Here is a 19179-nt window from a genome sequence, read left to right as displayed (position 1 = left end):
ACGCTTTAAAGAACTATCTGGCTTATCTAATCAATGCGCCTCGTCCCAGTTTTGCGCGGCGCGCGCTTCCACGGCGAGCGGTACTTTCAGCGAGACAGCCGGGAAGGGTGCTTCCGTCATCACGCGCGAGATCACGGGGAGCGTTGCCTCGATCTCGTCGTCGGGCGCTTCGAACACCAGTTCGTCGTGCACTTGCAGCAGCATGCGCGCGGAGAGGCGCTCGGCTTTGAGCGCATCTTCCATGCGGATCATGGCGCGGCGGATGATGTCGGCGGCGGTGCCTTGGATCGGTGCGTTGATCGCCTGACGCTCCACGCCTGCGCGCTCGGACGGGTTCGACGACTTGATCTGCGGGTAATGGCAGACGCGACCGAAGAGCGTGGTCACGTAGCCCTTTTCCTTACAGAACTTTTTCGTCTCGTCCATGTAGTTGCGGATGCCGGGGAACTGCTCGAAATATTGCTTGATGAAGGTCGAGGCTTCCGCATTGCCGATGCCGAGGCGCGTGGCGAGGCCGAAGGCGGAGATGCCGTAGATGATGCCGAAATTGATGGTCTTTGCCTGACGGCGCAGATCCGATGTCATCTGGTCGAGCGGCACGCCGAACATGGCGGACGCGGTTGCCGCGTGAATGTCGACGCCGTTGGCGAAGGCTTCCTGCAATTGCGGAATGTCGGCGATATGCGCGAGCAGGCGCAGCTCGATCTGACTGTAATCCGCCGAGATGATCTTGTGACCCTCGGGCGCGATGAAGGCCTTGCGGATCTTGCGGCCCGCTTCGGTGCGGATCGGAATGTTCTGCAGATTCGGATCGGAGGAGGAGAGACGCCCCGTCGTGGTCGCCGCGAGCGAGAACGAGGTGTGCACCCGCTTGGTCTCGGGATGCATGTGGTCCTGCAGCGTATCGGTATAGGTCGATTTCAGCTTCGAAAGCTGACGCCATTCGAGGATCTTTTCGGGCAGTTCGTGCCCTGCCTGCGCCAGCTCGTCGAGCAGGGTCGCGGGCGTCGCCCATTGGCCGGACGGGGTCTTCTTCGCGCCGGGCAGGCCCATCTTACCGAAGAGAATATCGCCGATCTGCTTCGGCGAACCGAGGGCGAATTTCTCACCGGCCATTTCGTGAATCTCGTCTTCGAGGCGCGCGAGCGTCTGCGCGAAATCACCCGAGAGGCGGCTGAGAATCTGCCGGTCCACGAGAATGCCGCGCATCTCCATACGGGCGATTACATCGACGAGCGGACGCTCCAGCGTCTCGTAGACGGTGGCGCGGCGCTCGGCGGCGAGGCGCGGCTTCAAAAGCTGCCACAGGCGCAAGGTCACATCCGCATCCTCCGCCGCGTAGGCGGTGGCCTTGGAAATCTCGACCTTGTCGAAGGTCACCTTGTTCCGGCCCGTGCCGGCCACTTCGGAGAAGGTGATCGGGGTATGGCCCAGGTGGCGGCGGGAGAGTTCGTCCATGCCATGCGAGCCCTTGCCCGCATCGAGCACGTAGGAAATCAGCATCGTGTCGTCGATGGGGCGCACATCGATGTTGTGGCGCTTGAACACGACCCAATCGTATTTCAGGTTCTGGCCGATCTTGAGCACGGACCCATCTTCGAGCATCGGTCGAATGACATCGAGCGCATCGGTGACGGACAGCTGACCCTTCACCAGGCCGCCGCCGAAGAGATCCGATTCATCGCGGTGCTGCAGCGGCACGTAACAGGCTTTGCCTGCTTCCACCGACAGCGAGAAGCCCACGAGATCCGCGAGGTTGGCGTCGAGATCGCTCGTTTCCGTATCGACCGCGACATAGCCTTTTTCGCGCGCCTGAGCGACCCATTCCTTCAATCGGTCGAGGCTTGTCACGGTCTCGTAGGACGTCACGTCGAAGGGAGTGGAGGTCGCTTCGGTCGCGCGCTTGCCGGCAAGCTGCGAGGGCGTGCCCAAACCTTCCACGGGTTTGCGCGCGGCTCCGGTCTCCGGCAGGTCGAGGCCGGCGAAGGGATCGACCTCACCTGCAATGGTATCGACTTTTTCGAAAAGCGGCGGCTCGCTGTTCGCGAATGCGCTGCCGTTGCGCTCCCACTTGATTGCCTCGCCGCCCGGCATCATGCGCGGATCGGGCTCGATGGCGGCGGGGTCGGCATCGTAGAGTTCCGCCACGCGGCGGGTGAGCGTGCTGAACTCCATCGCCTTCAGGAAGCCGATCAGCGTCTTCGGGTCGGGCTCGGGCACGCGCAGATCGTCGAGCGCCACCGGCAGCGGCGCTTCACAATCGAGGGTCACGAGCTTCTTCGACAGGCGCGCGGATTCCGCGTTGTTGATCAGCGTTTCGCGGCGCTTGGGCTGCTTGATCTCGTTTGCGCGCTCCAGCAGCGTTTCGAGATCGCCGTATTCCTTGATGAGCTGCGCCGCCGTCTTCAGGCCGATGCCCGGCACGCCTGGCACGTTGTCGGACGTATCGCCCATGAGCGCCAGCACATCGCCGATCTTCTCCGGGGGAATGCCCTCCCACTTCTCGGTAACGGCGGCTTCGTCGAGATTGCGCTCGGGGCGGTAGCCCGGCTTGCCCTTGGAGCCGGATTCGAAATCGTAGAAGCAGACCTTGGGGCCCACGAGCTGCATCAGGTCCTTGTCGGAGGAGATGATGAGCACGTCCGCGCCGCGGGCCTTTGCCTCCTGGGTATAGGTGGCGATGAGGTCGTCGGCCTCGTAACGCTGAAGCTCCACGGGCTCCATGCCGAAGGCGCGGATCGCCTCGCGCATGATCGGCATCTGGACCTTCAGGTCCTCCGGCGCGTCGGGGCGGTGGCCCTTGTAATCCTCGTAGAGTTCCTTGCGGAACGAGCCCTCGGACTTGTCGAGCACGATGGCGAGATGCGTGGGCGTCAGGCCCGCCGCGCCGTCGCGCATGAATTGCAGGAGCTTGGAGACGAACAGGCGCACGGCCCCCGTCGGCATGCCGTCAGAGCTGCGGGAATTGTACTTCTGGTCCTGGTTCATGGACTGGAAGTAGGCCCGGAAGATGAAGGAGGAGCCGTCGACGAGGAAAACGTGGTCGCCGGCTTGGACGGGACGGGAGGAAGCCATGGGTCTCGTGCGTGATGAAAATCGACCCGCAAGAGATAGTGTTTTTAAGCCCCGCTGGCTATGCCCGATACCCCTTTATGCAGCCTTGAGCCGCGCGAGATCGAGATCGAGTTCGCGCAACGCCTGCATCACCACGCCTTCGGTGAGGAGATCGAGGGAGGATTCGACCACGTGGATGGCAGCGAGGGCCCTGAGTTCGGGAATGGTCTGCGATTCGAGGGCGGCTTCGAAGGAGGGGCGAAGCAGGTCCATGGCCCGGGTGCCGGGGCCGCAGATGACGATATGGTCGGGCTCCAGCGTCTGGATGAGGATGCCGACCGCATCGCCCAGAACCTCTCCTGCCTCATGGAATAGTTTAAGGAGGGCGGTATCGCCCCCACGGGCCTGCTCCACCACCGCGCTCATGGCGTTCTCGCCGGGAAGCAGCAGGGTAGGAGCCGGGCGGTGGTCGATGAGCTGGGCGTCCCGGTGGAGGGCGTAATCGGCCAGATAGGCCTCGACGCAGCCGCGCCCGCCGCAGCGGCATTGCGGCCCGCTCCGGCGAAGCCGCACATGGCCGAACTCGCTGCCGCCGAAGCGCGCGCCGCGATAGAGCTCGCCTTGGATCAGGAAGCCGAGGCCCACGCCGTCCCCGATCATCAGGCAGGCGGTGCGGCCCGAGCGGAGGTCCGGGCTGCGCTGGGCGATGGCGAAGGCCATGGCGCTGGCATCATTCTCGATCAGGACCGGCTTGCCGAGCCGCTCGCTCAGGCCCGCAGCCAGGGGCAGGTCGCGGGTGCCGAGCACCGGGCTCCAGGCGACAATCCCGTCGCGCGTATCCACATAGCCCTGGCAGGCGAGGCCGATGGCCTTCACGTCGGCTGCGCCGGAATCCTGGGCGAAGGCCGAAATCGTGTCCGCCAGCACATCCATCAGCTCCTCGGCTTCGAGGTTACGTAAGGGACGCTCGATGTGGCGGCTTGCCCGGTTACGGCCCGCGCTGTCCACAAGCCGCAGCTCGATGCGATTGAAGCCGGTCCAGACGCCGATCACCGAGCCCAGCGAATCGGCGAAGAACAGGCGCACCTTGGGCCGTCCCCGGATCAGGCCGGACGATTGATCCGCTTCTTCGGCTACGAGGATGCCCTCGTCGAGAAGGTTTGCCGTCAAGTCTGAAACGCTCGCCGGGCTCATGCCGAGATGCTGGCCGATCTCCACGCGCGCCATCGGACCTTCGCGGCGCAAGGCATCGAGCAGGCGCCGCCGGGCGGCTTCACGGGGGGACAGGGACACGGTGTTCATCGCCAGCATTTGTTCATATCTTGAATAAATCATGCCAGGGTAAAATGGATATCCGACCAAAAGATGAGAGCTGGACCGCTTGAAGGCACCGATGCTTGCGATAATTATTTCCCCGCTCGAAATATAAAGCATGGCAGCGCGAGCCACATCGCCGGTCCAGGAAGGAACGGCGGCCTGCCATGAGCACAGGGCCGGCAAGGGAACAGTCTGGCCCCAGGAGGAAACCGATGTTGTCCAAGAAAACTGCTGTAATCAGCCTCGCAGCGCTTGCCCTCTCGGCTTCGGCCGCCCTCGCGCAGGGCAAGGGCCCGGTCGTTGGCGTCAGTTGGTCGAACTTCCAGGAAGAGCGCTGGAAAACCGATGAAGCCGCCATCAAGGCAGCCGTCGAGAAGGCGGGCGGCACCTATGTGTCAGCCGATGCCCAGTCCTCGCCGTCCAAGCAGCTCACCGATATCGAAAGCCTGATCTCGCGCGGCGCCAAGGCGCTGATCATTCTGGCCCAGGATGCGGACGCCGTTCGCCCGGCCGTCGAGAAGGCCGTGGCCGAAGGCATCGCCGTGGTGGGTTATGACCGCCTCATCGAAATTCCGCAGGCCTTCTATCTCACCTTCGACAACGTCGAGGTCGGCCGTCTCCAGGCGCGCGAAGTGCTGAAGCTGAAGCCCGAGGGCAATTATGCCTTCATCAAGGGCTCGGGCTCGGATCCGAACGCCAACTTCCTGTTCCAGGGCTCGATGGAAGTGCTGAAGCCCGCCATGGATTCCGGCAAGATCAAGAATGTCGGCGAGGCCTACACCGATGGCTGGCTCCCGGCTAACGCGCAACGGAACATGGAGCAGTTCCTCACCAAGAACAACAACAAGATCGACGCCGTGATCGCCGCCAATGACGGCACCGCCGGCGGCGCGATCGCTGCCCTTGCCGCGCAGGGTCTCGCGGGCTCCGTGCCGGTCTCCGGCCAGGACGCCGACAAGGCGGCCCTCAACCGCGTCGCGCAAGGCACCCAGACTGTGACCGTGTTCAAGGACGCGCGCGAACTCGGCCGCAACGCCGCTGAAATCGCAGTCCAGCTCGCCGGCGGCAAGAAGCTCACCGAGATCCAGGGTGCGAAGTCCTGGAACCTCGGCCCGAAGAAGCAGAACATGACCGCTCTCTTCCTTACCCCCGTCGCGATCACGAAGGACAACCTCGACGTGGTCATCAATGCAGGCTGGGCGTCCAAGGACGTCGTCTGCCAGGGCGTGAAGGCCGGCACCGTCAAGGCCTGCAACTAAGCAGGGTATCGGCAAAAAACGCTGCCTCCGTGTCATCCCCGGCCGGAGGCGGCAAAGCCGCTGGAGGGGAAGGGGATCCATGCGCCATGGCCTGTGGATCCCCTTCCCTCGCTTCGCTCGCCAGGGATGACACTTCATTGATGAATTGCGTGACGCCATGACAGCACCTGTCGCCACTACCGCGCCGCCTCCCGTCGCATCCGGCTCGCTTCTCGCCAAGCTAGAGATCGATGTCCGCATGCTCGGCATGCTGGCAGCGCTTGCCGTCATCTGGATCGGGTTCGACATCCTGTCGGGCGGCGTCTTTCTGACACCGCGCAATCTCTGGAACCTGTCGGTCCAGACAGCCTCCGTCGCCATTATGGCGACCGGCATGGTGCTCGTGATCGTCACGCGCAACATCGATCTGTCGGTGGGCGCGATTCTCGGCGTCGTCGGCATGATCATCGGCGTCGTGCAGGTGCAGTGGCTGCCCACGTGGCTTGGCTTCGAACACTGGCTGACGGCTCCCATCGCGCTCGTTCTCGCCATGGTGCTCGGCGGCGCGATTGGCCTGTTCCAGGGCTGGCTCATCGCCTATCTCGGTATTCCCTCCTTCATCGTCACGCTCGGTGGCCTGCTGGTCTGGCGCGGTGCCGCGTGGTGGGTCACGACCGGCCAGACCGTCGCGCCCATGGATACGCGCTTCAAGGCCTTCGGCGGCGGCGTGGAAGGTGCGCTCGGCGCCACCGCCACATGGATCATCGCGGCCGTAGCGTGCGGCCTCATCATCATCGCGCTCGGCTTCGCGCGCCGTCGTCGCATCAGCTTCGGCTTTCCCGTGCGGCCCGGCTGGGGCGATGCGCTGATCGCAGCCGTTGCCTGCGGCGCGGTGTTGGCTGCAGCCGCCATCGCCAATTCCTATCCGCTGCCCGCCGGCATCGCGCGCCGCTGGGCCGAGGCCAACGGCATCGCGTGGCCCGAGGGTGGATTGTTCATTCCCCATGGCGTCGCGCTGCCGGTGCTGATGGCGGTGGTGGTGGGACTCGTCATGACCTTCATCGCCACGCGCCGCCGCTTCGGCCGCTACGTATTCGCCATCGGCGGCAACCCCGAGGCGGCGGAACTGTCCGGCATCAATACCCGCTGGACGCTGATGAAGGTGTTCGGCCTCATGGGCCTGCTCTGTGGAATCGCAGCCTGCATCTCCACCGCGCGCCTGAATGCTGCAACCAACGCCGCCGGCTCGCTCGACGAGCTTTACGTGATCGCATCCGCCGTCATCGGCGGCACGTCGCTCGCGGGCGGTATCGGCACAGTTGCCGGCGCGATGCTGGGCGCGCTCGTCATGCAATCTCTGCAATCGGGCATGGTGCTGCTCGGCGTCGATACGCCTTTGCAGAACATCGTCGTCGGCGCGGTGCTCGTGCTGGCGGTCTGGGTGGACGGCTTCTATCGCCGCCGCATCAAGTAAGGAACACGCATCATGCAAGAGACAGCGACGACGCCTCTCGTGGAGATGCGCAACGTCTCCATCGCCTTCGGCGGCATCAAGGCGGTGGACGGCGTGTCCATCGACCTGCGCCCCGGCGAAGTGGTGGGCCTGCTCGGCCATAACGGCGCGGGCAAATCGACCCTCATCAAGATCCTCTCCGGCGCCTACAAGCCGGATGCGGGCGAGATTTACGTGAATGGCGAGCACGCCGATATCTCGACGCCGCGCGATGCCAAGCGTTACGGCATCGAGACGATCTACCAGACGCTCGCGCTCGCCGATAACATCGACGCGGCGGGCAACATCTTCCTCGGCCGCGAGGTGCTGACGCCCTATGGCACGCTCGACGATGCGACCATGGAATCCGAGACCCGCAAGGTCATGGCGCGGCTCAACCCGCATTTCCGGCGCTTCAAGGAGCCGGTGAAAGCCCTGTCCGGCGGCCAGCGGCAATCGGTGGCGATCGCGCGCGCGATCTACTTCAATGCCCGCGTGCTGATTATGGACGAGCCTACCGCCGCCCTCGGCCCCGCCGAGACTCAGCAGGTGGCGGACCTCGTGCTGCAGCTGAAGAAGGAGGGTATCGGCATCTTCCTCATCAGCCACGATATCCATGACGTGTTCGGCCTTGCCGACCGCGTGAGCGTGATGAAGAACGGCAAGCTCGTGGGCTCCGCCAATGTTCAAGACGTCACGCAGGACGAAGTGCTGGGCATGATTATCCTCGGCAAATGCCCCGCAGGCGCAACGCCAGGGCCAGGCGCGAGTTAATCTTTTTCATCGTCATCCCGGACGGCGAAGCCGATCCGGGATCGTGCGCAGAATGAAGTGCTATTTCCTTTGAACGATCCCGGGTTCTGCTGCGCAGCCCCGGGATGACAGCTTACCTTTTATGAAGTGAGAACTGATGACCCAGACCATTTACGGATCCCTCAAAGGCAAGACCGTCCTCATCACCGGCGGCGCGAGCGGCATCGGCGAAAGCATCGCGCGCGCCTTCCACGCGCAGGGCAGCAAGGTCGCGATCCTCGACTATAATGCGGAGGCCGGTCAGGCCCTCGCGAAGGAGCTGGGCGAGCGCGTGCATTTCGAGCACAGCGACGTGCGCGACATCCCGGCCTTCCAGGCGGCGATCCGCCGTGCGAGCGATGCGGTCGGCCCCATCACGATCCTCGTCAACAACGCGGCGCGCGATGATCGCCACACCATCGATCAGGTGACGCCGGAATATTGGCGCGAGCGTTTCGCCACCAATCTCGACCACCAGTTCTTCGCAGCGCAGGCCGTGCTGCCGGATATGGAGAAGGCGGGCGGCGGCTCCATCATCAACATGGGCTCGACGAGCTACATGGTGAGCGAGGATTCGTTCGCTGCCTACAAGACCGCGAAATCCGCCTCCGTCGGCCTCACCCGCGCACTGGCGCGGGAGCTTGGGCCGAAGAACATCCGCGTCAACTGCCTCGTGCCGGGCTGGATCATGACCCAGCGCCAAATCGACCTGTGGCTGACGCCCGAGGGTGAGGAGGAACTGCTCAAGCGCCAATGCGTGAAGCGCAAGCTCGTGCCGCAGGACATCGCGAACTTCACGCTGTTCCTGGGCTCCGACGATTCCAGCGCCATGTCCGCGCAGACCTATCTCGTGGACGGCGGCTGGGTTTGAGACAAGTTTAAGGAGGCGCCATCCCGAATGGCTCAGCCCATCCGGGATGGCACAGGAAGGACTATGCTCTCGACCCAGCGACCGCTGGCGGAGCGGCGGCATTGCTCGCTTGTTCCTTCTCCCGCACGCTCTGCATCGTATCCCGCCGCACCGCGAGGCACAGAAATACCAGCGGAATGCCGATGGCGGCGGTGCCGGTGAAAAGAAGCGGGTAGCCCCAGGTGTCCACCACCGCGCCGGATGCGCCGCCGATGAGCTTGCCGGGGAGCGCGTAGAGCGAGCTGAGGAGCGCGTATTGCGTGGCTGCGAAGCCCGGCGAGGTGAGGCCCGACATATAGGCGACGAGCGCCGCACCGGCGAAGCCTTGCGCGAAGTTGTCGACGCTGATGGAGAGCGTCAGGCCCATCAGGGTGGCGTTGCCCGAGGCGAGCCAAGTGAACATCAGGTTGGAGCCGGCGGCAAGCGTTGCGCCGATGAGGAGCGTCCACCATAGGCCTAGCCGGGTGAGCGCGATGCCGCCGCCGAAGGCGCCGATGATGCCGATCCAGACGCCGTAGAGCTTCGACACATTGGCGATGTCGGCCTTGGTGAAGCCGAGGTCGATATAGAGCGGGTTCGCCATGATGCCGGCGACGAAATCCGGCAGGCGATAGCACGCGATCAGCGCCAGGATCGGAATGAGCATCATGCCCTTGCGGCGGAAGAGATCGGCAAGCGGCTCGATGATCGCCTGCACGAAAGGCACGCGGGTACGGGCCTGACCTTCGTCGATGCGCGGCGCGAGCAGCGTGCCCACGAGGCCCACGCCCATGAGCGCGGCCATGGCCAGATAAGCGGAGGGCCAGCTGGCGAATTCTGCGATGTAGAGCGCGCCGGCACCGGCGCAGATCAGCGCGAGGCGGTAGCCGAGGAGGAGGGCCGCCGCCATCATGCCCTGGCGCTCGGTCGGCGCGGCATCGATGCGCCAGCCGTCGATGACCACATCCTGCGTGGCCGAGGAAAAGGCGATCAGCACGGCAGCAGCGATAGTGAGCGGCATGCTCACCTGCGGTCCCACCATCGCCATGCCGATGAGGCCTGCCATGACGCCGAATTGAGACAGGGCCATCCAGCCCCGGCGCCGTCCGAGCAGCCGCGCGAGGCCCGGCACGTCATAGCGGTCGACGATGGGCGCCCACAGGAATTTCAGGGAATAAGCCAAGGCCACCCAGCTCAGCATGCCGATCACGGTGAGCGAAATGCCCGCTTCCCGCAGCCAGGTCGAGAGGGTGCTGAAGACCAGAAGGAAGGGCAGGCCCGACGAGAAGCCGAGGGGCAGCATGAGTGCGATGCGCCCATCGGTGAGTACATCGCGGAAGGAAAGGCGGGGTCTGGCTTGGGCCATTACAAGGTCGCTCTGTAGGTTCAGCGGTCAGGCTTCAGGCCCGACCGCCACATCAGATGCTGGCACTCGATCCTTGCCTTGGTGTTAACGATCCTGAAAGCCCTGTCCAGCGCTCACATCCAACTTGGCCTCGGCAACCGGCTGCTTGGACAGCTTGTCGATGGCCTCGGCCACGTGGCCGGCAAGGCAATCGTAGCCCTTGTCGCCCATGTGGAAGCCGTCAGCGGACAGCATGGAGCGCAGCTCCTCCGTCGAGTGGCTGTTCCAGTCCTGCATGAGGGCATAGCGGGAGAAAACCGATACCTTACGCTCGTTGCCGAGTACGCTCACCGCCTTCACGAACCGCTCGTAGCGCGGCAGATCCCTGATGGATGGAAAGTATTGCTGGTCGAGCAGGATGATGGCCGTGCCAGCGTTCTGGGCTGCGGCGACGCCGCGCTCCAGCAGGGCGCGGAAGGCATCCTCATTGACGCCATTGATGGCATCGTTCGTGCCGACCTGCCAGATCACGAGATCGAACTTATCGGCCTTGAGAGCCGCCTCCAGGCGATTGATGGTCTGAATTGCTGTCTCACCGCCCTTGCCCGCATTGACGACAGTGACCTCATCCTTCCAGCGCATGCTGAGATCGTCCTCGAGCTGCGCCGGATAGGAATGGTCAGGCGAGGAAGCGCCGATGCCCTCGGTCGAGGAGGAGCCGATAGCGAGAATGCGCACAGGCTCGTGCTGCGTAAGCTTGGCCTTGATGAAGGCAAGCGAACCCTGCGCCGTGAAGATCTTGCGCTGCGTGTTGCATTGGGCGTTGGCCACCGAGGCTGGAGCCATCATGCCAAGAAACGCCAAGGTTAGGAAGAGAGCCGCCCCGCAGAAGCGGACAGTCCGAGCCCCTTTGCCTGCTCTTTTTGACGAGCAGCCAAGTTTTCTTTGTTCCATTCGAGATATCGAGCCAGTGCTAGAAGACCAATGATACCAAGAACGGTGAATACCATGCCAATGATCTGCGGACTAGCGGAGGATTTAACTGCAGCCAGCGTCATGATGACTTGTCCCGCAGCGCTGAGCAGCGATCCGGAGGCGAAGATGGTGAGTGCATTACGGCCAAGCCTCATCAGGTCCGGGCCGACGATCGTGCGCTTGAAAACACGGCCGATCCCGAACTGCGCAAGCACATAGGCGAGCGCCAGGAAGTGCAGGATGCGGCCCAAACCGAGATTGTGCTTGTCGAGATCGAACAGTGGGCGGGCGGCATCCGGCAACCAGGGCAGCAGGCCGAACCCGGCCGTGGTCACCACGAGCGACACGCTTAAGGCGAGAAGCGCGCCGATCATCAGGTCGCGGCGATAGGGAATGCCTTTCTCCAGCATCGCGATTCCGGTCACGATGCCGGCCGTGAACAGGAACTGCCAGGCGAAGGGATTGAAGAACCAGGTTCCCGGCTCGGGCCAGCTGGGCAGCGCGAGCAGGCCGAAACGAGCAAGCACATAGAGCAAGGCGGAAACAGCGAGCGCCAGCACGAGGCTCATTCGCGCAAGCACGAGCACGAAAGGCGCCAGCAGCATCAGCGCGATGTAGAGCGGCAGGATGTTGAAATAGCCAAGCTGATGCCCGAGCAGGATGATGCCTGTGATGCCCTTGGCGGTGTCGTAGAAGACTGCGTTGCGGCCATGCTCTTCGATGAGGCCAATCTCCTCGCTCAGTTCATAGCCGACGGAGAAGAGAACGATGGCGCCGGCAGTCAGGAACAGGTGCATCCGATAGAGTTCGAAGGCGCGGCGCAGGCAGCGTTTCATCACTGCGAATGTATCGCCCTGAGGCAGCTTGCCGTAATAGACGAGCGCGACGGAGAGGCCCGAGATGAAGATGAAGGCTTCCGTGGAATCGGAGAAGCCGAAGTTGCGCGGTGTGACATGCTCGATCAGGTTCCCCGGAATGTGATTGACGAAGATGATCACGAGGACAAGGCCCCGCCAAAAATCGATCGTCGTGTTTCTCTCCGGAGCTGCCATCAATTCGCTCTTCAATATTTCTCAAGGTGAAACGTCAAAATTGCAATGCGGTTGCCTCGGCGATTTCGCAAAGCCTGCCGAGGCCAAACACTTTTCCGCGCGTGAATAATCTACAAGCGTGGCTATTGAGGAACGAATTACAAATTGTTCATGTTCGCCGCAACCCTCTTGTTCAGGCGCAGGAATCTTCCTTCCGCACCGCGTCATGCAGTTTGGTGAGAAACGTTTCGAGAGCATCCTGCGGCGGGCATTCCTTCTCGGTCAGAACCTGCAACCCCCATTGTTCCAACACGGCTTGCTCGACGGGGTTGGGGCGCAAGGTGAACACATAGGATTGCGGACGATCGCGCTCGAAGCCCGAGCCCGCCCATGTTTTCCAAAGGCGGTGCATGAGAAAGCGGATATTCAAATCCGTCATGCTGTAGCCGATGAACAGGATGGTCTTGCCGAGCGCGTCCGAGCGGAACTTGATGTCGAGGGGTGATTCGAACGACAGGCGGTCGAGATAATCGGTTTCCGCGAGGACGATGGAATCATCATCGTCGAAATCGCCGTGGTATTTCACGATCTGCGGCACGCCTTCGCGGACGCGAGCGATGTCCTTGGCATTGACGATCTTGACGTATTCCTTGCCCTGGAGATCGAAGGAGGTCTCGAGGTTCCGGTCGAAATTGGTGGTGTAGATAATGGGAAAATCCAGCTCGCAGATGAGCTTGTGAACTTTCGAGGACTTGAGCTCTTTGTCGTCGATGGTCCAGTTCCGGTCCATCCAGCTGCGCAAGGGGCCGATACTGCCCTGCTTGATGCGGTAGAATTCCGCCAGCGTCAGGTAGCTCAACTCGTCATTCTTGAACGCAGTCAGATCCAGATCGAGTTCTTCCGCCACGTGCTCGATCAGGGTGCTCCACGAGGGCAATCCCACCGTCATCGACACACCGGCTCCAGCAAACAGAATAGCCTGCCTGTTCCTGATGGCTGTGACCAGATCTTCCACGCGACACCTCTTGACTCGAACCTTGCCCCATAAACGCACCAACTGCGTCATTGTGCGAAACATTATTGGACAACTTGAGCGTTTCATGAGTTGTCTTGAGGATTGGGTCCAAGAACAGGAGAGCCCTGCCGTGACAGCCTACCGGATCAAGCAGATCGAGACCGCCTATGAGGGATGGCGCAAGATTTTTAGGATGAGCGTCGAGATGCCCGATGGTCGGACGATGATCCGCGAGGTTCTCAACAGCGGCGAGGCGGCCGCCGTGCTGCCCTACGATCTGAAGCGGCAGAAGGTGATCCTCATCCGGCAGTTCCGCGCGCCCGTCATGCATATCGAGGGACATCCGGATTTTCTCGAGGCGGTGGCAGGCCTGCTCGACGAGGACGACCCCGAGACCTGCGCCCGCCGCGAGACTATGGAGGAGGCCGGCATCCGTGTTGCCACGCTGGAGCCGGTGGGCCGCTTCTGGTCAGCGCCCGGCATCACCACCGAGCGGCTGCACCTGTTCCTGGCGCCCTATGCGGAAACGGAGAAGGTCGGCGAGGGCGGCGGTGTTGCCGACGAGCATGAAGAGATCGAGGTGTTGGAGGTCGGCTTCGATGAACTCGCCGATCTTGCAGAGCGCAATGTGATCGCGGACCTGAAGACCCAGGCTCTCGTCCAGGCGCTCCAGCTCCGCTACCCCGAGCATTTCAGGAAAGCTTAAGCGCGAAGCCGCACGGCGTGCCAGCGCAGGTGGTCTTCAATGAAACTCGCGATGAAGAAATAGGAGTGGTCATAGCCCTCCTGGCGGCGCAGCGTGAGAGGCTGCCCCGCCTTGGCGCAGGCCTGTTCCAGCAGTTGCGGCTTCAGCTGGTTGTCCAGGAAGTTATCCGCCATGCCCTGATCGACAAGGATGTCGGGCACGCGCGCTCCGCTTTCGATGAGAGCGCAGGCATCGTATTCACTCCAGGCAGAGCGATCGGACCCGATATAGTTCGACAGCGCCTTCTCGCCCCAGGGACAATTCATCGGTGACGCAATGGGCGCGAAGGCGGAGACCGCCTTGAAACGTCCCGGATTGCGCAAGGCGATGGTCAGCGCGCCATGCCCGCCCATGGAATGGCCGGTGATGCCCTGACGATCCATGTCGGCGGGGAGGTTCTCGGCGATGAGCGTGGGCAACTCACGCTCGATATAGGAGCGCATGCGATAGTTCTTGGCCCAAGGTTCCTGCGTGGCATCCACATAGAAGCCCGCACCGAGGCCGAAATCATACGCGCCTTCCACGTCATCCGGCACGCCCTCGCCGCGCGGACTGGTATCCGGCGCGACAAGGATCAGGCCGAGTTCCGAGGCCACGCGCTGCGCGCCGGCTTTGACGGTGAAGTTCTCTTCCGTGCAGGTCAGCCCCGAGAGGAACCACACCACCGGAACCTTGCCGTGTCTCGCCTGCGGCGGAACGTAAACCGCCACACGCATCGGCGTGCCGGTCTCGCTCGATTCATGACGATAGATCACTTGCGTGCCGTCGAAGCAGCGCGATTGCGAAACGACCTCGAAACTCAAGTGCTCTCTCCTAATCAGTACACGATCACGGAGCGGATCGATTTGCCCTCGTGCATGAGATCGAAGGCGGTGTTGATCTCGTCGAGCGGCATCTTGTGGGTGATCAGGTCGTCGATGTTGATCTTGCCCTCCATGTACCAATCCACGATCTTCGGCACGTCCGTGCGTCCGCGCGCACCGCCAAACGCCGTGCCCTTCCACACGCGGCCGGTGACGAGCTGGAACGGACGGGTCGAGATTTCCTTGCCCGCTTCCGCCACGCCGATGATGATGCTCTCGCCCCAGCCGCGATGGCAGCATTCGAGAGCCTGGCGCATGACATCCGTGTTGCCGGTGGCATCGAACGAGAAGTCCGCGCCGCCGCCCGTCAGGTCGACGATCGCCTGCACCACCTTGTGGTTGCCGACTTCTTTGGGGTTGATGAAGTCGGTCATGCCAAACTTCTTCGCCATCTCGACCTTGGCGGGATTGATGTCGACGCCGATGATCTTGTCGGCACCAACCATGCGCGCGCCCTGGATCACGTTGAGGCCGATGCCGCCGAGGCCGAACACGACCACATTCGCGCCGGGCCAGACCTTCGCGGTGTAGATCACCGCGCCGATACCGGTGGTGACGCCACAGCCGATGTAGCAGATCTTGTCGAAGGGCGCGTCCTCGCGCACCTTCGCCAGTGCGATCTCCGGCAGAACGGTGAAGTTCGCAAAGGTCGAGCAGCCCATGTAGTGGAACACGGTCTCGCCATCGCAGCGGAAGCGGCTGGTGCCATCGGGCATCAGGCCCTGGCCTTGCGTGGAGCGGATCGAGGTGCAGAGATTGGTGCGGCGCGACAGGCAGGATTTGCAGTTGCGGCACTCGGGCGTGTAGAGCGGAATCACATGGTCGCCGGGCTTCAACGTGGTGACGCCGGGGCCGACCTCTCGCACGATGCCCGCGCCCTCATGGCCGAGGATCGCCGGGAACTTGCCTTCCGAGTCGAGGCCCGAGAGGGTGTAGGCATCCGTGTGGCACACGCCCGTTGCCATCACCTCGACAAGCACCTCGCCGGCTTTCGGGCCTTCTATGCGGATCGTCTCGATGGTGAGCGGCTTGCCGGCCTCCCATGCGACTGCGGCCCTGGTTTCCATGCGAGTCTCTCCTCATGTGATTCGATGAGGGGGACTATGTGAAGCGACGTCCCGCAAGGTCAATGGAGTCGGGCGCGCCTCGGCAGGCTTTCCAGAAGAGCTTGGCGGACATATGTGTTGCTTCGACAATCAAAGGATCAGCCCGTGCCGAACGTTCGCGCCGCCATCATCCCCGTCACACCCTTTCAGCAGAACTGCACGTTACTGTGGTGCGAGAAGACCAAGAAGGCGGCCGTCGTCGATCCCGGTGGCGATGTGGAGCGCATCCGTGACGCCATCGCGCAGAGCGGCGTCGAGGTGGAAAAGATCATCCTCACCCACGGCCATATCGACCATGCGGGCGGCGCGGATGAATTGCGCCAAGCGCTCGGCGTGCCGGTCGAAGGCCCCCACAAGGCGGATGATTTCCTGCTCCAGCGACTCGCCGAGCAGGGGCAGGCCTATGGCTTTCCGGCCCGCGCCGTCACGCCGGACCGCTGGCTCGACGAGGGCGATACGGTGACTGTCGGCGACCTCACTCTCGATGTCCTGCATTGCCCCGGCCATTCCCCCGGCAGCGTCGTGCTGGTGTCGAAAGCGGAGCGCTTCGCACTTGTCGGCGACGTGCTGTTCCAGGGCTCCGTGGGCCGTGTCGATCTTCCCGGCGGCGACGGCAAGGCCCTGATCGCCTCGATCAAGGACAAGCTCCTGCCGCTCGGCGACGACATCGCCTTCATCTGCGGCCACGGTCCCATGAGCACGATTGGGCAGGAGAGGGAGACGAACCCGTTCTTGCAGGGTGAGGAGCTGCTTTAGCAAACAAAAACGGCTCAGGATCGCTCCTGAGCCGTTTCGTTTTGCCCCTACGGCTTTTTATTATTCTGCAGCCTGGATCATCACGGCGCCCTTCAGGCCCATGCGGTCCGCCACGCCCAGGCCATAGGCCTTGTCGGCGAGGTAGAAGTGCACGATCTGGCGCTTCACGATTTCCTCCGGCACGCCCTGCATCGCGGCAGCGATGTTGTCCATGAGGCGGCTCTGCTCGTCCGGCGTCATGAGGCGGAAGAGGTCGCCCGGCTGCTTGTAGTCGTCGTTGCCGGCGCGGTGATCGTAACGGTCGGCATCGCCCGAGATCTTGAGCGGCGGCTCGGCAGCGCGGCTCGACTGAACCGGACCGCTGAAGGAGTTCGGCTCATAATAGGCGTTGCCGCGGTTCGGCGTGTCGAACAGCATGCCGCCATCGGCGTGGTAGTGGTTCACCGGGCAGCGCGGACGATTGACCGGCAGCGCCTCGTAATGCGTGCCGACGCGATAGCGGTGCGCATCCGCATAGGCGAAGATGCGGCCCTGCAGCATCTTGTCGGGCGAGAAGCCGATGCCCGGCACGATGTTCGACGGCGAGAACGAGGATTGCTCGACCTCGGCGAAGTAATGCGCGGCGTTGCGGTTGAGCTCGAGAACGCCGACTTCAATCAGCGGATACTCGCCGTGCGGCCACACCTTGGTGACGTCGAACGGGTTGTAGGAGGTCTTCTCCGCATCCGCCTCGGGCATGATCTGCACGCAGAACTTCCAGCGTGGGAACTCGCCGCCTTCGATGGCCTCATAGAGATCGCGCTGGGCGCTCTCGCGGTCCTTGGCGATGACGGCCTCGCCTTCGCTGTTCGTCCAGGTCTTGATGCCCTGCATGGACTTGAAGTGGAATTTCACCCAGAAGCGCTCACCGTCCTCGTTGATGAACGAGTAGGTATGCGAGCCAAAGCCGTGCATGAAGCGGTAGCCCTGCGGCAATCCGCGATCGGAGAACAGGATCGTGACCTGATGCAGGCTCTCGGGGCTCAGCGACCAGAAATCCCACATGGCTGTGGGCGAACGCAGGTTGGTGGCGGGGTGGCGCTTCTGCGTACGAATGAAGTCTGGGAATTTCACGGGATCGCGCACGAAGAACACGGGCGTGTTGTTGCCCACGATGTCCCAGTTGCCTTCTTCCGTGTAAACCTTCAGCGCGAAGCCGCGCACATCGCGCTCAGCGTCCGCTGCGCCGCGCTCGCCTGCGACGGTGGAGAAGCGCAGGAACACTTCCGTCTGCTTGCCGACTTCCGAGAAGACCTTGGCCTTGGAATACTGGCTGATGTCGTTGGTGACGGTCAGCGTGCCATAGGCGGCCGAACCCTTGGCATGCACCACGCGCTCGGGGATGCGCTCGCGGTTCTGGTGCGCCAGCTTTTCGACGAGCTGGTAATCCTGAAGCAGCAGCGGGCCGCGCGGGCCGGCGGAGATGCTGTTCTGGTTGTCGGGGATCGGCGCGCCGCCCGTTGTGGTCAAAGTTGTCGGTTTAGTCATGATCGTCCCTTGTTGCGGGCGGCACCATGACGGGCTTAGGACATAAGGTCCAATTGAATTGATTATAAACTGCGATCAGATATTCTTATCGGCATCATGGTTACACTGCGACAGTTACGCTATTTCGAGGCGCTCGCGCGCATGAAGCATTTTGGCATGGCGGCCGATCAATGCGCTATCACACAGCCTGCCTTGTCGATGCAGATCAAGGAGCTTGAGCGCGAACTCGGCGTGAACCTCGTGGAGCGGCGAGGCAATTCCATCGCGCTCACCCCGGCCGGTCTGGAAATCGCGGAGCGGGCCGAAGGCATTCTTGCCCAAGTGCGGGAATTGTCGGAATTCGCGCGCCAGCATCACGGCCTGCTCGCAGGCCCCATCCGCCTCGGCATCATCCCCTCGGTCGCGCCTTATCTCCTGCCTGCGATCCTCACCGAACTGGATCGTCATTATGCCGAACTCGATCTCCAGATCCGCGAGACGCAGACCGACATCCTGATGGATGAGCTGATGCGCGGCGAACTCGATGTGGTGCTGGTGGCCTTGCCCGTCCAGAACACGCAGCTCGAATCCATGCCGCTCTTCGACGATCGCTTCCTCATTGCCGTGCAGGCGCAGGAGGCTGCTCGATGGAACGCCCCCGACCTGCGCGAGCGCATCGGGCAGGAGCGTCTGCTTTTGCTGGAAGAAGGCCATTGCCTGCGCGATCAGGCGCTTCACTATTGCCAGATCGCCAACATGCAGGCGCGAAAAGCCCTTGGAGCCGCTTCGCTCACCACCATCATGCAGATGGTGGCGGCGGGCCATGGCATCACGCTGCTGCCGGAACTGTGCGCCGCGACGGAAGTGGACCGCCAGCGCGTCGCACTCATTCCGTTTCCCGAGAACCCGCCCATGCGCACACTCGGCCTCGTGTGGCGTCGGACATCGGGCCGCAAGAAGGATTTCACCGCGCTCGGCGATCTCATCAAGACGATCCGGCAAGAGGAAGCGCACGCATGAAAAAGGCTCCGCGGCGTGAGCCGGGAGCCTTTGTC

The 19179-nt window shown here is 62.9% G+C and carries 16 protein-coding genes; 7 read left to right on the top strand and 9 right to left on the bottom strand.

What is annotated here, in order from left to right; genetic code table 11:
• Nucleotides 1-30: 30 nt before the first annotated feature.
• Together polA and ACXJKO_RS02840 are read right to left on the bottom strand one after the other, a co-directional pair.
• Nucleotides 31-3075, bottom strand: a complete 3045-nt coding sequence (gene polA, locus ACXJKO_RS02845) for a DNA polymerase I (RefSeq protein WP_457089562.1) — start codon at nt 3073-3075, stop codon at nt 31-33.
• A gap of 75 nt (nt 3076-3150) precedes the next feature.
• Nucleotides 3151-4365, bottom strand: coding sequence for an ROK family protein (locus tag ACXJKO_RS02840; protein ID WP_457089561.1), 1215 nt, complete (start codon nt 4363-4365; stop codon nt 3151-3153).
• Between the two features lie 218 nt (nt 4366-4583).
• On the opposite strand from ACXJKO_RS02840, the gene xylF reads away from it, so the two are divergent.
• The 4 genes from xylF (at nt 4584) to ACXJKO_RS02820 (ending at nt 8764) form a co-directional block, all read left to right on the top strand.
• A complete protein-coding gene (xylF, locus tag ACXJKO_RS02835; RefSeq protein ID WP_457089560.1) occupies nt 4584-5630 on the top strand; it encodes a D-xylose ABC transporter substrate-binding protein in 1047 nt (348 codons plus the stop codon).
• Nucleotides 5631-5787: 157 nt separating this feature from the next.
• Nucleotides 5788-7083, top strand: a complete 1296-nt coding sequence (locus tag ACXJKO_RS02830; RefSeq protein ID WP_457089559.1) for a sugar ABC transporter permease — start codon at nt 5788-5790, stop codon at nt 7081-7083.
• Nucleotides 7084-7095: 12 nt separating this feature from the next.
• Nucleotides 7096-7875 (top strand): ATP-binding cassette domain-containing protein, encoded by a 780-nt coding sequence (locus ACXJKO_RS02825; protein ID WP_457089558.1) that lies wholly within the window; start codon nt 7096-7098, stop codon nt 7873-7875.
• A gap of 136 nt (nt 7876-8011) precedes the next feature.
• Nucleotides 8012-8764, top strand: a complete 753-nt coding sequence (locus ACXJKO_RS02820; RefSeq protein WP_457089557.1) for an SDR family NAD(P)-dependent oxidoreductase — start codon at nt 8012-8014, stop codon at nt 8762-8764.
• A gap of 61 nt (nt 8765-8825) precedes the next feature.
• Here ACXJKO_RS02820 and ACXJKO_RS02815 read toward each other — a convergent pair whose 3' ends face one another.
• From ACXJKO_RS02815 to ACXJKO_RS02800, 4 genes are all read right to left on the bottom strand, one after another.
• On the bottom strand, nt 8826-10148 hold the full coding sequence (locus ACXJKO_RS02815; RefSeq protein WP_457089556.1) for an AmpG family muropeptide MFS transporter: 1323 nt from the start codon (nt 10146-10148) through the stop codon (nt 8826-8828).
• 84 nt (nt 10149-10232) lie between these two features.
• Nucleotides 10233-10976, bottom strand: a complete 744-nt coding sequence (locus ACXJKO_RS02810) for an SGNH/GDSL hydrolase family protein (protein WP_457089555.1) — start codon at nt 10974-10976, stop codon at nt 10233-10235.
• 17 nt (nt 10977-10993) lie between these two features.
• Nucleotides 10994-12154 (bottom strand): OpgC family protein, encoded by a 1161-nt coding sequence (locus tag ACXJKO_RS02805; RefSeq protein WP_457089554.1) that lies wholly within the window; start codon nt 12152-12154, stop codon nt 10994-10996.
• A 172-nt stretch (nt 12155-12326) separates the two neighbouring features.
• The gene (locus ACXJKO_RS02800; RefSeq protein WP_457089553.1) at nt 12327-13148 is read right to left on the bottom strand and encodes an SIR2 family NAD-dependent protein deacylase; all 822 of its coding nucleotides are present in this window, start codon (nt 13146-13148) and stop codon (nt 12327-12329) included.
• Between the two features lie 130 nt (nt 13149-13278).
• Here ACXJKO_RS02800 and ACXJKO_RS02795 point away from each other — a divergent pair, with 130 nt between their 5' ends.
• Complete coding sequence (locus tag ACXJKO_RS02795; protein ID WP_457089552.1) at nt 13279-13854, top strand: NUDIX domain-containing protein; 576 nt, start codon at nt 13279-13281, stop codon at nt 13852-13854.
• Here ACXJKO_RS02795 and fghA read toward each other — a convergent pair.
• Complete coding sequence (fghA, locus tag ACXJKO_RS02790) at nt 13851-14696, bottom strand: S-formylglutathione hydrolase (RefSeq protein WP_457089551.1); 846 nt, start codon at nt 14694-14696, stop codon at nt 13851-13853. The genes ACXJKO_RS02795 and fghA overlap by 4 nt on opposite strands.
• Nucleotides 14697-14710: 14 nt before the next feature.
• Nucleotides 14711-15823, bottom strand: coding sequence for an S-(hydroxymethyl)glutathione dehydrogenase/class III alcohol dehydrogenase (locus ACXJKO_RS02785; RefSeq protein ID WP_457089550.1), 1113 nt, complete (start codon nt 15821-15823; stop codon nt 14711-14713).
• 144 nt (nt 15824-15967) lie between these two features.
• On the opposite strand from ACXJKO_RS02785, the gene ACXJKO_RS02780 reads away from it, so the two are divergent.
• Entirely contained in the window at nt 15968-16618 is a 651-nt protein-coding gene (locus tag ACXJKO_RS02780) for an MBL fold metallo-hydrolase (protein WP_457089549.1), read from the top strand.
• Nucleotides 16619-16678: 60 nt separating this feature from the next.
• Here ACXJKO_RS02780 and ACXJKO_RS02775 read toward each other — a convergent pair whose 3' ends face one another.
• The gene (locus ACXJKO_RS02775) at nt 16679-18145 is read right to left on the bottom strand and encodes a catalase (protein WP_457089548.1); all 1467 of its coding nucleotides are present in this window, start codon (nt 18143-18145) and stop codon (nt 16679-16681) included.
• 96 nt (nt 18146-18241) lie between these two features.
• Between ACXJKO_RS02775 and ACXJKO_RS02770 the strand changes: the two genes are divergently transcribed.
• A complete protein-coding gene (locus ACXJKO_RS02770) occupies nt 18242-19144 on the top strand; it encodes a LysR substrate-binding domain-containing protein (protein WP_457089547.1) in 903 nt (300 codons plus the stop codon).
• Nucleotides 19145-19179 lie beyond the last annotated feature (35 nt).

The sequence above is a fragment of the Microvirga sp. P5_D2 genome (assembly GCF_054049475.1).
The sequence above is the reverse complement of the archived record's forward strand: the minus strand, read 5'-3'. Positions and strand labels throughout refer to the sequence as shown.

Excerpts from the sequence above, each read along its gene's own strand:
- polA (WP_457089562.1), bottom strand. The coding sequence starts at position 3,075 with ATGGCTTCCTCCCGTCCCGTCCAAGCCGGCGACCACGTTTTCCTCGTC.
- ACXJKO_RS02840 (WP_457089561.1), bottom strand. The coding sequence starts at position 4,365 with ATGCTGGCGATGAACACCGTGTCCCTGTCCCCCCGTGAAGCCGCCCGG.
- xylF (WP_457089560.1), top strand. The coding sequence starts at position 4,584 with ATGTTGTCCAAGAAAACTGCTGTAATCAGCCTCGCAGCGCTTGCCCTC.
- ACXJKO_RS02830 (WP_457089559.1), top strand. The coding sequence starts at position 5,788 with ATGACAGCACCTGTCGCCACTACCGCGCCGCCTCCCGTCGCATCCGGC.
- ACXJKO_RS02825 (WP_457089558.1), top strand. The coding sequence starts at position 7,096 with ATGCAAGAGACAGCGACGACGCCTCTCGTGGAGATGCGCAACGTCTCC.
- ACXJKO_RS02820 (WP_457089557.1), top strand. The coding sequence starts at position 8,012 with ATGACCCAGACCATTTACGGATCCCTCAAAGGCAAGACCGTCCTCATC.
- ACXJKO_RS02815 (WP_457089556.1), bottom strand. The coding sequence starts at position 10,148 with ATGGCCCAAGCCAGACCCCGCCTTTCCTTCCGCGATGTACTCACCGAT.
- ACXJKO_RS02810 (WP_457089555.1), bottom strand. The coding sequence starts at position 10,976 with ATGATGGCTCCAGCCTCGGTGGCCAACGCCCAATGCAACACGCAGCGC.
- ACXJKO_RS02805 (WP_457089554.1), bottom strand. The coding sequence starts at position 12,154 with ATGGCAGCTCCGGAGAGAAACACGACGATCGATTTTTGGCGGGGCCTT.
- ACXJKO_RS02785 (WP_457089550.1), bottom strand. The coding sequence starts at position 15,823 with ATGGAAACCAGGGCCGCAGTCGCATGGGAGGCCGGCAAGCCGCTCACC.
- ACXJKO_RS02775 (WP_457089548.1), bottom strand. The coding sequence starts at position 18,145 with ATGACTAAACCGACAACTTTGACCACAACGGGCGGCGCGCCGATCCCC.
- ACXJKO_RS02770 (WP_457089547.1), top strand. The coding sequence starts at position 18,242 with ATGGTTACACTGCGACAGTTACGCTATTTCGAGGCGCTCGCGCGCATG.